This window comes from Halomonas sp. PA16-9, from assembly GCF_009728585.1.
In the GTDB taxonomy this organism is placed as follows: domain Bacteria; phylum Pseudomonadota; class Gammaproteobacteria; order Pseudomonadales; family Halomonadaceae; genus Vreelandella; species Vreelandella titanicae.
Genome location: NZ_CP040451.1, coordinates 2,982,132 through 3,002,822, shown reverse-complemented (window position 1 = coordinate 3,002,822; position 20,691 = coordinate 2,982,132). Strand labels below are relative to the sequence as shown.

The window sequence follows — 20,691 nt, the reverse complement described above, 5'->3', positions numbered from 1 at the left end:
GCCTCTCTTCTGTGCGGTAGGCCGAAGGCGTAAAAAAGGTTTAACCCTGTTCCAAGCCTGCCTATTGATACCTGGTTAATACGAAGTTTGCTCAATATTTTATCGCGCTAATGATGGCTAATGTAACATATCTCGCTGCCAACAAGACACCGTAAGCCATCACTCGCCTTCAGGAGGGAAGTATCGGCAAACAGGCTACCCCATGGCTGGGTAAGGGGCTGGCGGGCGCCTGAAAGTGACGGCGATAGTCGGGTAAGTGTTCACGGATGAAACTCAAAAATAGCTCGGCGACCGGAGTGGGTAAGCGCTCCCGCGTATAGACCGTGCACCAAGAGCGGTGGATGGGAAAGTCGGGCAACCCCAGCTCAAACAGTAACCCCTGCTCAAGCTCCAGCTGCACCGCCAAACGCGGCAGCACGGCAACACCTAAGTGAGCCATGACGCCCCCTTTAATCGCTTCATTGGTACCTAACTCTATACAGTGGGGAAGGGCGACCTGCTGACTGGCCGCCATCTGCTCAAAAGCGTTGCGTACGCCGGAACCGGGTTCGCGCATTAGCACGTAATGGCGCGCAAAGTCTGCTAAGGAGGGTTGCGGCATCGAAAGTAGCGGATGCTCGGGCCAGACGACGGCGATCAGTTCGTTATCAATAATCGGCATCACTACCAAGCGATCGTCTTCAGGCACCATGGCCATGATAACCAAGTCGTCCTGCTGCTCAGCCAATCGATCGAGTGCCTGGCAGCGATTGCATACCTTTAAGCGGACATGTACTTCGGGATAGTGAGCACGGAAGCGGGCAAGTAAATAAGGCACCACATATTGGGCTGAGGAAACCGCTGCGATGTTGAGTTCGCCGCTTATTTTGCCGTTAATATCCGATAGGTTCATTTCCAGCCGTGACAGTTGGCCAAAAATTTCGCGCGCTGAGTGGGCGAGGGTATCGGCGGCGGGAAGCGTGTGAAGCGTTTTACCCGCATAATTAAACAGAGGCTGACCCAGTGCCAACTCAAGCTGCCGTATTTGCGCGCTGACTGCTGGCTGGGTCAGTCCCAGTTGCTCAGCTGCACGAGAGTAGGAGCGCTGCCGATGCACCGCCTGGAAGACCTGGAGTTGCCGAAATGTTAGGCGATTGAGCAGATTGGGGGATGACATAAAAACCTCGTAGTGAGCACCCTTTAACTAATATCAAAATCAGGCTTCATCGCCAGGGCAAAGCATGCTAACACTGAATCTTTTAGACTGCCTAAACAGGACTTCATTAGTCACATAAGGCGTAATTGCCAGGGTTAAAGATCGACGCCGTGCGCATAGTGGCCTAGACTATATTGCATTGCAGCATCATTGCTTTCGGGTCTGATGCCTGTGCATCAACCCAACGGGAGACCCTATGAACTTTCTTGCTAACCCACTCGCCAAGACTATGTTTCCTGCTAACGCTTTCACTAGCGCATGGTTGAAGCAACAAAATGATTCCACAGCCATACCTGGAAGTGAGGCGATCGCTTCATTATTCGATCCTTTCGGGTTTGGGCGTGCAGCCTTTGGTTACTGGCGCGATAGCATGGAGCGCAGCGTTCTCTATCTGGACGTTATGCGCGAACGCGGTAATCAGTACCTCGAGCATATGGAGCAAACCAAGCCCAATGTGTTGGGGTTCGATACCGAAGTGCTGATGGATGGTCGGACGCTGCCGCGGCCAACCAACTACGAACTGTTGCGTGTGTTGCCCCACGAAGGGACAGAAATTGATCTGCAAAAGCGCCCGTTTGTAGTGGTTGACCCACGTGCGGGGCATGGGCCAGGGATTGGAGGGTTTAAGCCGGACAGTGAGTTGGGCGTGGCGCTTAAAGCGGGGCACCCCTGCTACTTTATTGGTTTTTTGCCGTTTCCTGAGCCAGGCCAAACCGTTGAGGATGTGGTCGAGTCGGAGATCGCTTTTTTGCGCCATGTGATTGAGCTGCATCCCGAAACGACTGAAAAACCGATGGTGGTGGGCAATTGCCAGGCGGGCTGGCAGATCATGATGGCGGCTGCCTTGGAGCCTGACGTTTTTGGCCCTATCCTGATTGCTGGCGCGCCACTCTCCTACTGGGCGGGTGAGCACGGCAAAGCCCCCATGCGCTATACCGGCGGGATGGCGGGAGGTAGCTGGATTACGGCACTCACCAGTGATATTGGCGACGGCCTGTTTGACGGGGCGTGGCTGGTGCAGAACTTCGAGCGCCTCAACCCGGCTAATACCTACTGGAAAAAGCAGTATCACCTTTACGACAATATCGATACCGAAGCGGGCCGATACCTCGATTTTGAGCGTTGGTGGGGTGGTCACGTCGTATTAGGCGGTGAAGAGATTCAGTATATCGTCGATAATCTGTTTGTCGGTAATCGGCTCTCTACCGCGCAGCTGGTCACCCATGATGGCCGCCGAATCGACCTGCGTAATGTGCGTTCGCCGGTGGTTGTGTTCTGTTCGCGTGGGGATGACATTACTCCGCCGCCTCAAGCATTGGGGTGGATTCGTGATTTATATGCAAACACCGATGACATCATTGCCAATGAGCAAACCATCGTCTATTGCCAGCATGATACGACCGGCCATCTAGGTATATTTGTTTCGGGCAGCGTATCGCGCAAAGAGCATACCGAATTCACCGCCAATATGGATTACATCGACGTACTGCCGCCTGGGCTGTACGAAACCTCCATATCTCCGGCAGAGAAGGGTGAAGACGCTGAGCTGTTCGAGCGGGATTATCTGCTCGAATTTATGCCGCGTAACTTTGAAGAGTTAGACCAGGCAGTAATGCACAAGCCGGAGGATGATCGTCGTTTTGCCACCGTGGCGCGGATCTCAGAAATCAATTTGGGGATGTATCGGCTCTTTTTGCAGCCGTGGCTAAAAGCCATCATGACACCGGAGGCTGCCCGCTTGATCCGTCGTATGCACCCTATCCGTTTGGGCTACAAACTGCTTTCTGATCGTAATCCACTTTCGGTGCCGCTACCGGTAATGGCGGAAGCAGTGCGCAAAAATCGTCACCCAGTATCAAAAGATAATCTGTTCAAAACGCTTGAAACCATGGGGTCTGATCAACTGGTCGCCAGCCTCAATGCGATGCGCGATTTGCGGGATAGCAGCACCGAAAAAATGTTTATGGATATCTACGGCCAGCCGCTATTGCAGGCTGCTGTCGGTCTGTATGGCGATGCCCATGTACACCGCCGCCGTCCAGGGGCAGAGCCCGAGCACCGTCGCTTTATTGAGCAGCGTCAGGAAGAGCTGCGAGAGAAAATTGCTAAGGGCAGTGCCCATGAAGCGGTTATGCGCTCGCTTATCTATGTGCTCGGTGGCGCCCCAGCTACAGATGAGCGTAACTTTAAGCGGCTACGCGCCTCCCGTGCGGAGCTTGAGCCTGGTATCGAACTGAGTGATTTTAAAAACTTGGTGCGCGAGCAGTTCTTTATCTTGAAGCTGGATCGTGAGCAGGCGTTGAATTCGCTGCCTACTTTGCTAGCAGGTAGCAGCAACGATGATGTCGATGGCTATATTAGCCACCTTGAGCATGTGTTTGCCGCCAGCGGCGATCTTTCAGAGCATGCTGCTGAGCGCTTTGCTCAAATTAAAGTGTTGTTTGATAAGGCAAGACCCCGCAAATCGGTAGCGAATAAGCCGGCTGCGAGCAAGCCGACGGCCAGCAAAGCGGCTTCGACAACTAAGCCTGCCGCTAAGCCCAAAGCTGCTACTGCTAAGCTGGCCGAAACGCAAACGACTTCGTCTGCGCCAGTGGCCAAGGAGCAGCCCGTGGTGAATGAGGAGTCCGTGGTTAAGGAGTCATCGCCTAAATCTGCTGCGACTAGCGAGTCGGCCAGTGAGCCGGTGGCTAAACCCACCAGCACTACCAGACGTAAAAAGACGCCGCCTAAACGCTAAATCAGTACATTAGCTCATTGCGCCCCCGCCTATTTGGTGGGGGCGCTTTGTTTGCCTGATTACCTTTTGGGTTGCTGTAATGTCGGTGGCAGTCTAGTGTCTAGCTACTATTTGTCTGAAATATAACCCTGGTTGTCTAAAGTCTATGGATTCTCCCTACGGCTTGGTTGCCACTGGCGCTTAGCTAAGGGCTGGGGTAGGGTAGGCGCATTTTTTCATCCGTATCTTTTTTAACGGGCAGTTTCAGCCCGTCGATACGGCACCGAATTCAGAGCACGCGCTAGACAGTCCGTGCATTAGGAAAGTGGAGCACTATGGGCAAGTCACTGGTCATCGTCGAGTCGCCAGCGAAAGCGAAGACGATTAACAAATATCTCGGCAACGATTTCATCGTGAAGTCGAGCGTGGGCCACATTCGTGACCTGCCGACCAGCGGCTCAGGTAAGGCAGCCTCCGACCCCAAGGAGCGCGCGCGCCAGGCCGCAGCGACACGCAAGATGTCGGCGGAAGAGAAAGTAGAATATAAAAAACGTAAAAGCCAAGATCAGCTGATTCGGCGGATGGGGATTGACCCCAACAACGGCTGGGAAGCCCGCTATGAGGTGCTGCCCGGAAAAGAGAAAGTCGTTGCCGAGCTAAAGAAGCTGGCTGAGAAGGCTGACGCTGTCTACCTCGCAACGGATTTGGATCGCGAAGGGGAAGCCATTGCTTGGCACCTGCGCGAGACCATCGGTGGCGATGACAGCCGCTACAAGCGCGTGGTGTTCAACGAAATCACCAAAAACGCGATTCAAGACGCTTTCAAGGCGCCTGGCGCGCTCAATATCCCCCGGGTAGAGGCGCAGCAGGCAAGGCGTTTCCTGGATCGCGTTGTGGGCTTTATGCTTTCGCCTCTACTGTGGGCGAAAGTAGCGCGCGGGCTGTCGGCTGGCCGCGTACAGTCAGTCGCGGTACGTCTAATTGTTGAGCGCGAGCGCGAAATCCGTGCCTTTATTCCTGAAGAGTTTTGGGATGTGCACGCGGATTTGGCCTCTCCTGAGGGTGAGCTGGTGCGTTTTGCCCTGGTTCGTCAGGATGGCAAGGCCTTTAAGCCTACCTCCGAAAAAGACACCCTTGCGCGTATTGAGCAGCTTAGAAAAGCCAAGCTGGCGATTACCTCACGGGAAGACAAGCCCACCAGCTCAAAGCCCACGGCACCCTTTATTACCTCTACGCTGCAGCAAGCGGCGAGTGGCCGGTTAGGTTTTTCTGTGAAGAAAACCATGACCATGGCTCAGCGCCTCTATGAGGCGGGTTACATCACCTATATGCGTACCGACTCCACCAACTTATCGAAAGATGCGGTTGAGGGTGTGCGTAGCTATATCGGTGAAGAGTTCGGCGAACGCTACCTGCCCGAAGCACCTAATCGTTATAGCAGCAAAGAGAGTGCTCAAGAGGCCCATGAGGCGATTCGCCCTTCCAGTGTCGAGCGTAAGGCTTCCGATCTGGCCGGAATGGAGCGGGATGCCGAGCGTCTCTACGAGCTGATCTGGCGTCAATTTGTGGCCTGCCAAATGACCCCTGCAGAGTACCTTTCAAGCACGCTGAGTGTTGAAGTCGATGGCTACGAGCTACGTGCCAAAGGACGTGTACTGAAGTTTGATGGTTATACCCGGGTGATGAAGCCTAGTGGTAAAAATGAAGATCAGAGCTTACCGGACTTGCCAAAAGGTACGCCTATGGCACTGGAAGCGCTCGATCCTCAGCAGCACTTTACCAAGCCAGCACCACGCTACACCGAAGCAAGCCTGGTCAAAGAGCTTGAAAAGCAGGGCATTGGCCGACCGTCAACCTACGCTTCAATCATCTCAACGATCCAGGATCGCGGCTATGTGAAGCTGGAAAACCGTCGTTTCTATGCCGAAAAGCTGGGCGATATCGTCACCGAGCGGTTGAAAGAGTCCTTCCCTGATTTGATGGACTTCTCGTTCACTGCCCGCATGGAAGATAGTCTGGATGAGGTCGCCGAAGGCGAACGCAACTGGCAGGCGCTGCTGGATGCCTTCTACGAAGAATTCCGTGAAGAGCTGGCCAAGGCTGAGAGCGAAGATGGCATGCGCCCCAATCAGCCGGTGCCAACGGATATCGACTGCCCAAGCTGTGGTCGTCATATGCAAATTCGTACCGCTTCCACCGGGGTTTTCCTGGGTTGTAGTGGCTACAATTTGCCGCCCAAAGAGCGTTGTAAAACCACCATTGACCTGATTCCTGGTGAAGAGGCGGTGGCCGAAGACGCGGGAGAAGAGGCCGAAACCAATGCGCTGCGTGCCAAGCGTCGCTGCCCCAAGTGTGGCACGGCGATGGACAACTACCTAATCGATGAAACGCGTAAGCTGCACATCTGTGGTAACAGCCCCGATTGTGACGGCTACGAAGTTGAAGGCGGCAAATTCAAGATCAAAGGCTACGACGGCCCGATCATCGAGTGCGATAAGTGCGGCTCTGAGATGCAGTTGAAGTCAGGCCGCTTTGGCAAGTATTTTGGCTGTACCAATAGCGAATGTAAAAACCCCGTAAGCTATTGAAAAGCGGCGAAGTGGCGCCGCCAAAAATGGACCCGATCCCGATGCCGGAACTGGCTTGCCAAAAAGTTGACGACCATTACGTGCTGCGTGATGGCGCAAGCGGGCTGTTTTTGGCTGCCAGCAAGTTCCCTAAAAATCGTGAAACACGGCCGCCGCTGGTGAAAGAGCTGAAAGCGCACGCCGATGAGCTGCCCGAAAAGTATCACTTCATTCTTAAAGCGCCGAGTGAAGATCCGGATGGTCGCCCGGCGCAAATCCGCTACTCGCGGAAGAGCAAAGAGCAGTACGTGATGACCGACGAGGAGGGCAAGGCCACAGGCTGGAAAGCCATGTTTGATGCCGGTAAATGGCACGTGGAGGACAAACGCAAGTGAATGCACGGTCACGAACCAACCAGCTGCTCTATCAGGCGGAGCTATTAGTCACCTTGCCCGCGGGAAGTGATGAGCATGCTTCTGCGCGGCAGATGGCGTTGGAAGAGAGTGCGCTGGCGCTTTTTGAGCTGGCGCTTGAGTCGTTACTGCGCGAAGTTACTGAACACGCTCGGCTGTCGGAGCATCGCTGGACTGTATTGCTGGCCCAGGATGGCCCTGCCTTGGCCGAGCTGCAACGTCTGCGCGACTTGAAAGCCCAGCCGGAAAGCTGGCTGAACTGGTTGGAGGGGCAACTTGAGCGCCTACATAGTGACGAAGGTGCTGTGCGGCGCGAAACTCACAACCCCGCTATGATTGCCGTGGGTAATCAGGCCGGTTTGCGCCAGCAGTTACTGGATAATCTTCAGGCGGCCAAGCGTGAAATAGGCGCGCTGCGCGAAACCAGCCTGGAGTGGTAGTGTTTATTGTTATGCATCGCTCAAGTCGTTAAGAAAGGAGATCATGATGCGCTATAACCAGGTGAAAGATTTAATCGAATGGGCGGCGGGTTTTCATGCCCGGATGGCGCGACAGTATAGCGAAGCCGCTGAGGATGCTGAGAATCAGCGCTTAGAGATGGCGTTTAATTACTTGGCCAGCCGTGAGCTAAAAATGAAAACGGGGCTTGAAGATCTCTTCCACGATGGCTCTGACCATTCAGAAGTGCTGGAGTTATGGTTCGATGATTCCAGCGATTTCCCCCAGCCGCCTGAGTTGGATCGCTTGTCGGAACAAACCATCACCGGCTCGATAGAGGATGCGATGAGAACTGCCACATCGTCGCATCAGCGCCTTCAAGCGCTCTACGAGCATCGCGCGGCACGAGCGAAAATTGAGCCTGAAGAGGAGTTTTTTCAATGCCCTGGCTCAAGGACATAATTCCGAGATACGCAATATAATGGCGAGTATGGAAGAGTTTCAGGGCGTTTGATGGGGTCTCTACTAGTGGATTATCGTTACTGCTCTTCGGGGCGTCAGTCGTGTACATGACGAAATTGCTAACGGCGAATGTGGGAATAGGGTATAACAGCCACCAGATGCGCCGAGTCGGTCAATCGCGGGCTAACTTGTTTCGAGAGCTGTCATGTTTTTAGTTAATCGCCGTCGATTTTTAGCCATGGTGTTGAGCTTGCCAGCCGTGGCCAGTGCTGCTGTTACTGCGCCCAGTCAGGATACCGCCACCGATCTCGTAGAAACGATACTGAGTCGCGCTCATGTGCCGCGTCATAGCAACGAACTGTGGGTGCTGGTGGACGACAAAGAGGCCACCCTTAGCGTGTTTCGGGGTAACGCGCTGCTGGAGCGGTTTGCGCCCATATCACTTGGCCGTGCTGGGGCTAAAACCCAACGGGTTCGCGGCGATAATGTGACTCCCATGGGGGAGTTTCATGTCAACCGTTTTAATTACGAAAGCCAGTGGCGTACCTTCATAGGCATTGATTACCCAACCCCAGCGCACGCTAGAATGGCGCTGGAAAAAGGGATTTATTCCCAAGCTGATTATGATGACTACTTCGACTACTATCGACGTTACGTCGCCCCCGCAAGATACCGCACTGGGTGGGGCGATTGGAATTCATGGCCTGGGTAGCGCAGACCCCGATATTCATGGGCGCTATCACTGGACTCAGGGTGTGTTGCCGTTACCAACGATCAAATCGATCGCCTGGCAGCGCTAGTGGGTGTTGGCACTCGGGTAGTGATCCGTTAAGCTAACGCCGTTGATGGAAGTTCGAGGTTTTAAACAAGTGGCTATAGACAACCGCTGTGGTCTATTATAAAACAGCGTTTGACTTGCGTGCTTTGCAGCACAAGTCACTGAAAAGAACCTGCACCGCAGGTAGACAAATTTAAGCTAAGAACTTATTCTAATTTAAGTGACTAGCCTTACCTTTGTCATACCCTTAACGTAGTACCCAAGGACGACTCAAGGAGAACATTATGACTCTGAAAACTACTCTGAAGATGACTGCTGCTGCCGCTTCTCTGGCAATTCTTGCTGGTTGTGCTTCTACCAGCGCGCTGGAAGAAGTTCGCATGACTGCAGAATCTGCACAGGCTGACGCTGCAGAAGCACGCAGCATGGCTTCACAAGCTATGAACACTGCAAACCAAGCCCAGCGCGACGCGCAGGCTGCTCTGCAGATGTCTGAGCAGAACCGTGAAGAAATGAACCGTATGTTCCAGCGTTCCATGCAGAAGTAATTCTGCTTGGGCTGCTGAGGGAGTCGTCTGACTCTCTCAGCAGCTGGAAGAAAGCTGTAGTTAGTTAATATGCCGTAGTAAGGCGCTGTACGTTAAAGCGTCAGACCAGTAGGTTTTGATACTAGCTACGCAAAAACCCGCCTTGGCGGGGTTTTTTGTTGCTAGGTGTTCGGTTAAGCGTCTTTATCGTCGTCGGTGGCGGTGCTGAGCTTAAGCTCGTCAATCAGCTCAACAGGCTCTGGTTCTGGCTCGGGAGCCTGAGGGCCATATAGTGCGATAAATTGGCCGTCAGGAGCTTCTACGGCGCGCTGAATCTGATCCGCGTCTATTTCAACGTCACTGCCAGTTAGCTCAGTGACGCGTTCAAGGGCATTAAGCAGTGGCTCAAAGCCTTCCGCGTTCTCTTCCAGCTGTGGGAAAGATTGCACAAACAGCGTGCCATCGGCTGCAAAGCCCGCTTTGAACGGTGCATCCATCAGGTTGACCTGAGTACCGCTAGGCAAACGCTCGTAGAGCGATTTGATATCTTCCGGGTACATGCGGATACAGCCACGGCTAACGCGCATACCGACGCCATCAGGGCGGTTGGTACCGTGAATGAGATAGCTCGGCATGGCCAGCAGAATTGCGTGCTCGCCCAAGGGGTTGTTAGGGCCGGGCGGTACCACGGAAGGCGCTGGTTCGCCGCGTTCGGCTGCTTCGCGACGCATAGATGCCGGTGGAGCCCAGGCGGGGTCTTTAACCTTAACCGTGGTGCGGGTGATGCCTACGGGGGTAGCGAACTCTTCACGCCCCACGCTAACCGGGTAGGTTTCGACGATGCCGGGTTTGTCGGCAGGGTAGTAGTAGAGACGTAGCTCAGAAAGGTTAATGACAACGCCTTCCCGCGGCGCAGGCGGAAGAATGTATTGGGCGGGGATCACCACTTCGGTACCTACGCCAGGTACCCAGAGGCTGACACCCGGGTTGGCCATGCGAATCTCTTCATAGCCAATGTTGTGGCGTCGGGCGATATCGATCAGCGTCTGCTTGGGGTCTTCGACAACGATGGTGTAGCGCTCACCAATGACATCGCCTTCTTCGGGTAGGCGGAAGTGACCACGGGGTAGCTCATCCTGATCAGCAACCTGAGCGGCGCTATCGACGGCGTCTATGCTGATTTCCTGTGCTTGCGCCTGTGGCGATTCTTCTGAGCTTTCTTGAGTCTGTTGCTCTTGCGCCTGTGTTGGGCTGTCGGCTTGCTCGTTAGCTGGTTGCGCAAAAGCGGGGCTCACCAGGCTAGCGGCGAGTAGCACGGCCAAGCTGGTAGGGCCCCAAAGGGTAAAGGTATCGCGAATGTTCATGATCGTTCCTAATGTGTTAATTCACTGCTGATGCGCGTTGCTGGGCCACTGGGATCAATAAACGGCTGTTGATCAACTGGGCCATGGCTACTGGCAAGTTTGCCCCAAGCTTCACGCCGCCGCTACTTTTGGTTAAGGGTGCTAAGTAGGTTTTCAAGTTGCTGGAAGCGCTTGTCGACACTTTCCATTGGTAATTCAAACCGTAAGGTGTCAGAGCCATCTAAACGATAGTGCTTTGGTGACGTCTGAATGAGGGTCACCAGGGTTAAGGGATCCACCTGGGTGTGCTATCAAACAATACTCTACCGCGGCTCTCGCCAGCCTCGATTTTGCTGATTCCCAGTTGCTCGGCACGGTGGCGCAGCTTGGTCTGGCGAATCAGGTTTTTCACCGGGTTGGGCAGCAAGCCAAAGCGGTCGATCAGCTCAACCTGTAACTCTTTAAGTTCGCTATCGCTCTGGGTGTTGGCAATCCGCTTGTACATCACCAGGCGCTGCTGAACATCGTGAATATAATCACTTGGAATCAGCGCAGGCAGGTTGAGGTTGATTTCCACGCCGGTATTGAAGGGCGCATCGATATTGGGCGTTTTACCCGCGCGAATGGCCTTCACCGCTCGATCCAGCATCTCCATATAGAGGGTGTAGCCGATGGTTTCCATCTGGCCGCTCTGTTCATCCCCCAGCAGTTCACCCCGCCACGGATTTCCATATCGTGGCTGGCCAGGGTAAAGCCAGCGCCTAGATCATCCGAAGCGCTAATTGCTTCCAGACGCTTGATAGCATCACGGGTCATCGCTTTGGGCGGTGGCGTTAATAGGTAGGCGTACGCCTGATGGTGACTACGGCCGACCCGGCCCCGCAGTTGGTGTAGCTGTGCCAAGCCAAATTTATCAGCACGTTCGATAATAATGGTGTTGGCGCTGGGTACATCAATGCCGGTTTCAATGATGGTCGAACACACCAGCACGTTAAAGCGTCGGTGGTAGAAGTCCGACATAATGCGTTCCAGGCTGCGCTCGGGAAGCTGGCCGTGGGCAACCGCTACCCGCGCTTCGGGGATTAGTTCACGAATCTGTTCGGCACTGTTTTCAATGGTTTTGACTTCGTTATGCAGTACATAGACCTGCCCACCACGCAGTATTTCACGTAGCAGGGCTTCCTTGATGATACTGGTGTCGTGCTGCTGAACAAAGGTTTTAACCGACAGACGGCGGGCGGGCGGCGTAGCGATAATCGACAGATCACGGATGCCGCTCATGGCCATATTGAGCGTGCGCGGAATAGGGGTCGCGGTCAGCGTCAAAATATCGACTTCGGCACGCAGCGTTTTGAGCTTCTCTTTTTGCGCCACCCCGAAGCGGTGCTCCTCATCGATGATCAGCAGGCCCATTTGGGCAGCTCAACGCTTTTGGCGAGCAGTTTATGGGTGCCGATGACGATATCCGTTTGGCCGCTTTAATGCTCTCTAGTGTCTGGGTGACCTCTTTGCCGCTGGTAAAGCGCGAGATCAGGCCAATATTGACGGCGGTGTCAGAAAGCGGTCGCGGAAGTTCTCGAAGTGCTGGCGCGCCAACAACGTAGTGGGCACCAATACCACCACTTGGCGGCCAGACTGTACGGCCAAAAATGCCGCGCGCATGGCCACTTCGGTTTTTGCCGAAGCCGACATCGCCGCACACCACGCGATCCATGGGCTGCGGGGAGGTCATATCGCTGATGACCGCTTCAATTGCCGCGTGCTGGTCAGCGGTCTCTTCAAATGGGAAGTTACCCGCAAAACGCAGATACTCCTCGCCTGGCGCCTCATAGACCACCCCTTGCTGGGCTTCCCGGCGGGCGTAGACATCCAGCAGTTCTGCAGCGGTATCGCGAATTTTTTCGGCGGCTTTGCGGGGGCTTTTTCCCACTGGTCCGAACCGAGCTTATGCAGCGGGGCCAGTTCGTCACCGGCCCCGCTGTAACGGGAGATCATATGCAGGCTGTCGACAGGCACATAAAGCTTGGCACCATCGGCGTAGGAGAGCGCCAGGAACTCATTTGCCTGGCCACCGGCCTCTAAGGTTTCCAGCCCTAAATAGCGGCCCACGCCGTGGGCCTGGTGAACCACTGGCGCACCTTCGCGCAGCTCCGACAAGTGGCGTACTGCAAGCTCATTGTCATCCGTGGCTTTTTCGCGCCGACGGCTCTGACGTACCACGTCACCAAACAGCTCGGTTTCACTAATTACCGCAATATTTGGATTATTTAGCCATAAGCCGCTGTCGACCAAACCTTCCGTAATTGCATAGGTATGATCGCTAGCGAGAAAGTCGTGGAAGCTATCGGTATGCGGAAGCGAGAGCTGAAGTGGCGACAGGATCTCTTCCAGGGCTTCCCGGCGACCCCGCGACTCCGCCACAAACAGCACCCGGGTTTGGGCATGGGAGTGCAAAAATGCTGACAGCTCCGCCAATGGCTGCTTGGCGCGGGCATTAATAGAGAGTGTGGGAAGCGGTGCGGCTTCAGGCTGTTGCGCATGGCGCTGCTCGCTATCCTCGGTTAACTCTATTCGCGGGCAGGCTTTGATTGCCGAGAATACATCGTTGACCGGGAAAAACGCTCGGTGTGGTGGCAGCAGCGGGCGGGTTGGGTCAACGCCCAAATTTACGTAGCGAGCGTCGATCGACTGCCAGTGCTGCTCGGCGGCAGCAAAAACTCCCGGCAGCAGTGCGACTCGTGTATCGTCGGTCAGGTGGTCAAACAGCGATGCGGTGTGTTCAAAAAACAGTGGTAGATAGTGCTCAAGCCCCGGTGAAGGAATGCCTTTCAACGCATCGTTATAAAGAGGGCATTGCCGCGGATCAACGTCGAACAGGGTTTCAAACTGCTCACGAAAACAGGCAATTGCGCTGCGGCTTAGCGAGTACTCGTGGGCGGGTAGCAATTCTAGCGATTCCAGCTTATCAGTCGAGCGCTGGCTGCCAGGGTCGAAGTGGCGCAGCGAATCGATCTCGTCGTCGAACAGATCAATACGGATCGGCTCATCCATACCCATCGCAAACAGGTCAATCAGCGCGCCGCGCATGGCGTATTCGCCGGGCTCATAGACCGTTTCGACAGTACGATAGCCCGCTCGGGAGAGCGATTCCCGAAACGCTTCGCGATTCAAGCGCTCGCCAGTTTTGAGTGTCATGACCCGCCCGGCAATGTACTCAACCGGGGGCAAGCGCTGCATCAGCGTGTTGATCGGCACCAGCACAATGCCGCGCACGCCATCTTGCAGTTGGCGCAGGGTGCGCAGCCTCGCAGAAACAATGTCCTGATGGGGTGAAAAGCTGTCGTAGGGCAGCGTTTCCCAGTCGGGGAAGGGCAGTACCGGTACGTCGCTATAAAAATAGAGATCTTGTTCAAGACGCTGCGCGCTGGCCGTATTGGGAGTGATCACCAATAGCGGAGCTTTCGCAGCAACGCGGGAGAGTGCCAGCGCAGTCGCGCTACCCGGCGGCGATGTCCAGTAGAGCGTATCGCGAGTCCCTTGGGGCTGGGGCGGTTCGAGCAGAGAGAATGTCGGCATAAGCAAGATATCGTTTTGCGCTGAAACGGAAGGGAGATCATACACGATCACCCGTTTCAGTTAGAGTGCCGCGGCTTAAGGTAGCGGGTTAATCTGTACTGAAAGAGGTTTTGTAGTGAGATTGGCATTTCTGTAATACCCCTACATGTTGTGCGACTATCCAGTCATTGCGACCGCTGCGCTTGCCCCGGATAATACACTCTCCGTTCCCACTACCTGATGAGGCCGCACGTGAGTCAGCAAGCGCTCGAAAACGTTTTTCAAGAATGGCAAGGCAACGAAGCCTTGGCGGAGCAGATGATCCCGTTAGTAGGGCAGCTCTATCGTCAGAATAACGTCGTTGCCACCATGTTCGGGCGTTCACTTATTAAACGGTCGGTCATCCGCATTCTTAAAGACCACCGCTTCGTGCGTAAAATAGAAGGGACTGAGCTCTCCGTTGAGGATACCTACTCTATCGTGAAGGGGATGGTCGCTTTGAACCTTGGCCCCGCCCATGTGGATGTAGGGAAGCTGGCGGTGATGTTCAAGAACCGGGGCGGTGGCGATGTCGAAGCCTTCCTGCGTAAAGAGCTGCAAGAGATTATTGATGGCTACCAGCCGGGTGCTAGCACCGGGGAGCCGCAAGACGTGGTGCTCTACGGTTTTGGCCGCATTGGTCGTTTACTGGCACGAGTGATGATAGAGAAGGCCGGGGGCGGTAATCTGCTGCGTTTGCGCGCTATTGTGGTGCGTGGCCGTGGCGATGTGGCTAAAGATCTTGAGAAGCGCGCCAGCCTGCTGCGTCGTGACTCAGTACATGGGCCTTTTGACGGCACCATCATGGTCGATGCAGAGGCCCGCACGCTGACGGTCAACGGCAATGTTATTCAGGTTATTTACGCCGATTCGCCCAGCGAGATTGACTACACCGAGTATGATATCGATAACGCGGTGATTGTTGATAATACCGGTATCTGGCGCGATGAAGAGGGCTTGGGCCAGCATCTGCAGTGTAAAGGTGTTGCCAAAGCGCTGCTAACGGCACCGGGTAAAGGCGATATTAAAAACATCGTTTACGGTATTAACCACGAATCCATTGGCGACAGCGATCTCATCGTCTCTGCTGCCTCTTGCACTACCAATGCGATCGTTCCGGTATTGAAGGTACTCAACGACGAGTACGGTGTGGTGAATGGGCATGTGGAAACCGTGCATGCCTATACCAACGACCAGAACTTGATCGACAACTACCATAAAGGTGACCGTCGTGGCCGTAGTGCGGCGCTGAATATGGTATTGACCGAGACAGGAGCAGCCAAGGCCGTATCGAAAGCGCTACCTGAGCTAGAGGGAAAGCTGACCGGCAACGCCATTCGTGTGCCAATCCCTAATGTCTCTATGGCCATTCTCAATCTGACCCTGGATAAAGCGACAGATGCCGTAGCGCTAAATGACTACTTGCGCCGTATGTCGATCGAGTCTGCCTACCAGAAGCAAATTGACTTTGTCGATTCAGCAGAAGTGGTGTCGTCGGACTTTGTGGGCAATCGTCATGCCGGTATCGTGGATGCTAAAGCTACCATCGCCAACGGCCATCATGCGGTCATTTATGTGTGGTATGACAATGAGTTTGGTTATAGCTGCCAAGTCGTACGTATTTTGCAGCAAATGTCTAACGTACGGTTTTTAAAACTTCCTCGCTAGTTAAACTTAGCAAAGCCCGCATGCCGGGTGTTAGAGCTAAGAGAATGCGTTGACGCCACCTTCGGGTGGCGTTTTTTTGGTCTCAATCTCATCTTTTGCCAATGTATATAGCACTTTTGGTGGTCATCAGGGATGTGGTCATTGGACGCGCTTATCTTTATAATACGATGGATTTTTCGGGGTGGTTCAAGTGCTGCTTGGGCCGGACTGGTAACAATCTGAGCAGAAAATAACAATTCGCTGAGCAGAAAATAAGCATTCGAACCCCATACCTTCGTATATCCGATCCAACAACTGGGCGAGACTATGATCGAAGTCAAAAAAGGCCTGGATCTCCCCATCACGGGAGCGCCCGAGCAGCGTATTGAAGATGCGCGGCCTGTGCGCCACGTGGCAATCCTGGGTACCGACTACGTTGGCATGAAGCCGACGATGGAAGTCCAGGAAGGGGATAAGGTCAAACTGGGCCAATTGCTCTTCACCGATAAGAAAATTGCTGGTGTGCGTTATACAGCGCCCGCTGCCGGTGAAGTGCTTGCAATAAACCGTGGCGAAAAACGTCGTTTGCTGTCTGTCGTAATTAAAGTAGACGAAACTGAGGAAGCGGTCGAATTCGCTGCTCATGATCGTAATGCCTTAGCGCAGCTTGAACGTCAGGTCGTTGTCGACCAACTGGTAGAATCGGGACTCTGGACTGCATTGCGCACTCGTCCTTTCTCGCGCACCCCGGCCATTGATAGCACCCGGCGATATTTTTGTAACCGCCGTGGATACCCATCCACTTAGCCCTGACCCTGCGTTGATCATTAACGAGCAGTCGCAGGCATTCGAGGATGGCCTCAAGGTGTTAGCGGCCTGACCGAGGCAACGTCTTCTTATGTACGGGCGAAAATGCCTCAGTCCGGGTGGCGATGTTGACGGCGTAAAAACCGAAAGCTTTGCCGGCCCTCATCCTGCGGGACTTGTCGGCACGCATTCACTACTTTCTACAGTCGCACTGCACAAAAAAGTGTGGCATAATCGGCTACCAGGACGTTATTGCGTTCGGTAAGTTGTTTGTAGAAGGGAAGCTGGATATGAACCGTGTGGTTGCCATTGGTGGCCCGCGTGCTGAAAATCCGCGTCTGATTCGTACCGTGTCGGCGCTAGTACAGATGAACTCCTGACCAACGAAGTCATCAAACCCGAGGACACTCGCGTAATTTCTGGTTCGGTATTCTCTGGCTTTGCCGCTGAAGGTAAGTTGACCTACTTGGCCGCTTCAGCAATCAAGTGAGTTTGCTGGAAGAGGGCAACAAGCGCACGTTTATGGGTTGGCTGTCTCCTGGTGCTAATCGTCACTCGGTCTTGGGTATTTATATCTCCAAGATTAAGGGCTCAGCAACTATGCGCCGACGACCTCTACCAATGGTTCCGAGCGTGCTATGGTGCCGGTAGGTGCCTACGAGCAGGTGATGCCGCTAGATATCATGCCGACTCAGCTATTGCGTTCGTTGATCGTGGGCGACATTGAGGTTGCCATGCAGCTTGGGTGTTTGGAGCTGGACGAAGAGGATCTGGCGCTGTGCACGTATGTTTGCCCTGGCAAATACGAATATGGCCCATCCTGCGTGATAATCTCACCATGATCGAGAAAGAGGCCTGATAATGGGTATTCAACAGACACTCCAAAATATCGAGCCGCATTTCCACAAAGGCGGAAAGTACGAAAAGTTCTATCCGCTGTTTGAAGCGGTAGATACTATTTTTTACACGCCACCGAGCGTGGCTAAAAACCACCGCGCATGTGCGTGACGGTATCGATCTTAAACGCATCATGATTACCGTGTGGATGTGTACTTTTCCGGCGATGTTTTTCGGCATGTGGAGCGCTGGTTGGCAGGCCAACACGGCAATTGATGCGGGCTATGCCTCTATGGGAGGCTGGCGCGAAGCGATTATGATGACGCTGTCGTCCGGTCATGATGCGAATAGCCTGTGGGCTAACTTTGTCCTTGGCGCTACCTACTTCCTACCTATCTACCTGGTCACCTTTGTGGTCGGTGGTTTCTGGGAGGTGCTGTTCGCTATCAAGCGCGGTCACGAAGTCAACGAAGGCTTCTTCGTCACTTCCGTACTCTTCGCGCTGGTACTGCCCGCCACCATTCCCCTTTGGCAGGTTGCCTTGGGTATCACCTTTGGTGTGGTGATTGGTAAAGAGATCTTCGGCGGCACGGGGAAAAACTTCTTGAACCCCGCGCTGACCGGTCGTGCATTCCTTTACTTTGCCTATCCCGCGCAAATCTCTGGTGACTCTGTATGGGTTGCCGCTGATGGCTATACTGGTGCGACGGCACTCTCTCTAGCGTTCCAGGACGGTATGTCTGCGTTGACCGACACCTTTAGCTGGTGGGATGCCTTCATCGGTTTTATCCCTGGCTCGATCGGGGAGGTCTCGACACTAGCCATCTTTATCGGCGGCGCTGTGTTGCTGTGGACGGGAATTGCCTCTTGGCGAATCATGCTGGGGGTACTCCTGGGCATGGTGGTGACCAGTACGCTGTTTAATCTAATCGGCTCTGATACCAACCCAATGTTTGCCATGCCGTGGTACTGGCATCTGGTGATCGGCGGTTTCGCTTTCGGTATGGTCTTCATGGCAACCGATCCGGTGTCGGCGTCGATGACCAATCAAGGCCGTCTGCTGTTTGGTGCGCTGATTGGTGTGATGACTGTTTGATTCGCGTTGTGAACCCGGCTTTCCCGGAAGGCATCATGCTGGCGATTCTGTTCGCTAACCTGTTTGCACCGCTGATTGACCATTTCTTCGTCCAGGCCAACATCAAGCGTCGCGTGAAGCGAACCGCCGTACCGGCCGAGGAGACTGCCTAATGGCACAAGGTAACAACTCCATCAAGAAAGTCCTGATTGTGGCGTTTGCACTGTGTATCGTGTGCTCCGTCATTGTCTCGACCGCGGCGGTCGCCTTGCGACCCATGCAACAGCTTAACCAGGAACTCGACCGTAAAACCAACATCTTGAACGTTGCCAAGCTTTATGAGCCGGGTATGGACGTTGAAGAGGTGTTTAGCGATGAGATCATCGCACGGGTCGTTGACCTGGATACGGGAGTACTCCGATGAGTTCGATCCCGATACCTACGATAGTTTTGAGGCTGCCCGTGACCCGGCCTCGGGTCGCACGCTTTCTGGCGATCAAGACATCGCGGGCCTTTCACGGGTTGAAAACTACGCGACTGTTTATCTGGTCGGCAGTGAAGACGATCCGGAACAGATCGTGTTGCCGATTCGTGGTCAGGGGCTTTGGGGCTTGATGCGTGGCTTCCTGGCCGTAGAGGGTGATGGCAATACTATTGTCAGTATCACCTACTACGAGCACAGTGAAACGCCAGGTTTGGGCGCAGAAGTTAACAACCCGCGCTGGCAAGCCCAGTGGGAAGGCAAGAAAATTTACGATGAAGAGGGCGACCTCTCACCGGAGATTCACCTGACCAAAGGCGGCGCCAGTGACGAATACGAAGTCGATGCGCTATCTGGCGCTACGCTGACCAGTAACGGCGTGACTAACATGCTGCAGTTCTGGTTGAGCGAAGAAGCTTTCGGTCCCTATTTGGCTAAATTCCGCAGAGGCACTGAGCCGGAAGACGCCGAAGAGACCGATACCAACTTCGAAGACGTTGAGGGGCCTGATCATGGCGGACGTAAATGCAAAAGGCGTTTTAAACAGCGCCGATTTTCCAGAACAACCCTATTGCGCTGCAAATTCTGGGGATCTGTTCGGCACTTGCGGTAACCACCAGTATGAGCGTATCGCTCGTTATGGCGCTGGCGGTTATTTTCGTAACGGCATTCTCAAATCTGTTCGTATCGTTGATCAGGAATCATATTCCCTCTTCGATCCGTATCATCGTGCAGATGACCATTATTGCCTCGCTGGTTATCGTGGTTGATCAGATTCTCAGGCGTATGCCTATGAGATGTCTAAGCAGCTCTCGGTATTTGTGGGTTTGATCATTACTAACTGTATCGTCATGGGGCGCGCTGAAGGCTTTGCGATGTCCAATACGCCGGGCATGTCGTTTTTAGACGGTATTGGTACGGCCTCGGCTATGGCTTTGTACTCATGGTGGTGGGTTTCTTCCGTGAGCTGCTGGTTCGGGCAGCGTATTTGGCATTACCATCCTCCAGACCGTGCAAAATGGTGGCTGGTACGTGCCTAACGGCTTGCTATTACTACCGCCTTCAGCGTTCTTTATTATCGGTCTACTGATCTGGGTAATGCGTTCCGTTAACCCTGAGCAAGTAGAAGATAATGAGTTCAAAATGAAGGAAAACACCAAGCCCAAGGAGGCCGTGTAACATGGAACATTATCTGAGTCTTTTTGTTGCCTCGGTGTTTGTTGAAAACATGGCACTGGCCTTCTTCCTGGGGATGTGTACTTTCTTGGCGGTGTCCAAAAAGGTCTCCTCAGCGATTGGCTTGGGCATTGCGGTGATTGTGGTATTGACCGTCACCGTGCCGGTTAACAACCTTGTCTATACCTTCTTGCTACAGGAAGGTGCGCTGACCTGGACCGGTATTAGCGGTGCTGAAAACATCGACCTCTCCTTCCTTGGGTTGCTCTCCTACATCGGTGTCATTGCGGCGCTGGTACAGATCATGGAAATGTTCCTTGATAAGTACGTACCGTCGCTCTACAACGCGCTAGGGTCTTCCTGCCGCTGATTACCGTTAACTGCGCCATCCTGGGTGGCGTACTGTTCATGGTGGAGCGTAGCTATAACTTTGGCGAAGCCGTGGTCTATGGCTTTGGCGCGGGCACCGGTTGGGCATTGGCCATTGCCGCCCTGGCGGGTATTCGTGAAAAGCTGAAGTACAGCGATGTGCCGGGTGGCCTTCAAGGGCTGGGCATTACTTTCATCACCGTGGGGCTGATGTCGTTGGGCTTTATGTCCTTCTCGGGCATTCAGCTTTAATCGGAGCCGGT

Annotated in this window: 9 protein-coding genes and 8 pseudogenes; 14 read left to right on the top strand and 3 right to left on the bottom strand. The window is 54.1% G+C overall.

The window, feature by feature from the left end:
* Positions 1-169: 169 nt before the first annotated feature.
* Positions 170-1,156, bottom strand: a complete 987-nt coding sequence (locus FDY98_RS13945; protein WP_027957536.1) for a LysR family transcriptional regulator — start codon at positions 1,154-1,156, stop codon at positions 170-172.
* Positions 1,157-1,391: 235 nt separating this feature from the next.
* Here FDY98_RS13945 and FDY98_RS13940 point away from each other — a divergent pair, with 235 nt between their 5' ends.
* The 6 genes and pseudogenes from FDY98_RS13940 to FDY98_RS13915 all read left to right on the top strand — a co-directional run bounded on the left by FDY98_RS13940 (position 1,392) and on the right by FDY98_RS13915 (position 9,120).
* Complete coding sequence (locus tag FDY98_RS13940) at positions 1,392-3,935, top strand: DUF3141 domain-containing protein (protein ID WP_009286992.1); 2,544 nt, start codon at positions 1,392-1,394, stop codon at positions 3,933-3,935.
* 314 nt (positions 3,936-4,249) lie between these two features.
* Positions 4,250-6,876: pseudogene (topA, locus tag FDY98_RS13935) on the top strand (type I DNA topoisomerase).
* The gene (locus FDY98_RS13930) at positions 6,873-7,334 is read left to right on the top strand and encodes a DUF6586 family protein (RefSeq protein ID WP_027957535.1); all 462 of its coding nucleotides are present in this window, start codon (positions 6,873-6,875) and stop codon (positions 7,332-7,334) included. The pseudogene topA and the gene FDY98_RS13930 overlap by 4 nt, the downstream one beginning before the upstream one ends.
* A 46-nt stretch (positions 7,335-7,380) precedes the next feature.
* Complete coding sequence (locus FDY98_RS13925) at positions 7,381-7,794, top strand: 2-hydroxyacyl-CoA dehydratase (protein ID WP_340146556.1); 414 nt, start codon at positions 7,381-7,383, stop codon at positions 7,792-7,794.
* A gap of 205 nt (positions 7,795-7,999) precedes the next feature.
* Positions 8,000-8,626 (top strand): annotated as a pseudogene (locus tag FDY98_RS13920) (L,D-transpeptidase family protein).
* 230 nt (positions 8,627-8,856) lie between these two features.
* Entirely contained in the window at positions 8,857-9,120 is a 264-nt protein-coding gene (locus FDY98_RS13915) for an Lpp/OprI family alanine-zipper lipoprotein (protein ID WP_022523170.1), read from the top strand.
* A gap of 173 nt (positions 9,121-9,293) precedes the next feature.
* Here FDY98_RS13915 and FDY98_RS13910 read toward each other — a convergent pair whose 3' ends face one another.
* Positions 9,294-10,463: a L,D-transpeptidase family protein gene (locus FDY98_RS13910; protein WP_027957533.1), complete on the bottom strand. Its 1,170-nt coding sequence runs from the start codon at positions 10,461-10,463 to the stop codon at positions 9,294-9,296.
* Positions 10,464-10,585: 122 nt separating this feature from the next.
* Positions 10,586-14,018, bottom strand: a pseudogene (gene mfd / locus FDY98_RS13905) (transcription-repair coupling factor).
* A gap of 231 nt (positions 14,019-14,249) precedes the next feature.
* Here mfd and FDY98_RS13900 point away from each other — a divergent pair.
* The 8 genes and pseudogenes from FDY98_RS13900 to nqrE all read left to right on the top strand — a co-directional run bounded on the left by FDY98_RS13900 (position 14,250) and on the right by nqrE (position 20,680).
* Positions 14,250-15,704 (top strand): glyceraldehyde-3-phosphate dehydrogenase, encoded by a 1,455-nt coding sequence (locus tag FDY98_RS13900; protein WP_027957531.1) that lies wholly within the window; start codon positions 14,250-14,252, stop codon positions 15,702-15,704.
* 306 nt (positions 15,705-16,010) lie between these two features.
* Positions 16,011-16,755, top strand: a pseudogene (locus FDY98_RS29550) (hypothetical protein).
* Positions 16,756-16,866: 111 nt separating this feature from the next.
* Entirely contained in the window at positions 16,867-16,980 is a 114-nt protein-coding gene (locus tag FDY98_RS29545) for a hypothetical protein (RefSeq protein ID WP_442907963.1), read from the top strand.
* Positions 16,981-17,128: 148 nt separating this feature from the next.
* Positions 17,129-17,332, top strand: a complete 204-nt coding sequence (locus tag FDY98_RS29540; RefSeq protein ID WP_442907926.1) for a hypothetical protein — start codon at positions 17,129-17,131, stop codon at positions 17,330-17,332.
* 19 nt (positions 17,333-17,351) lie between these two features.
* Positions 17,352-18,575 (top strand): annotated as a pseudogene (locus FDY98_RS13890) (NADH:ubiquinone reductase (Na(+)-transporting) subunit B).
* A pseudogene (locus FDY98_RS13885) lies at positions 18,575-19,388 on the top strand (Na(+)-translocating NADH-quinone reductase subunit C); the annotation flags it as partial. The pseudogenes FDY98_RS13890 and FDY98_RS13885, both read left to right, overlap by 1 nt.
* Before the next feature lie 7 nt (positions 19,389-19,395).
* A pseudogene (locus FDY98_RS13880) lies at positions 19,396-20,062 on the top strand (NADH:ubiquinone reductase (Na(+)-transporting) subunit D).
* A gap of 1 nt (position 20,063) precedes the next feature.
* Positions 20,064-20,680, top strand: a pseudogene (gene nqrE / locus FDY98_RS13875) (NADH:ubiquinone reductase (Na(+)-transporting) subunit E).
* Positions 20,681-20,691 lie beyond the last annotated feature (11 nt).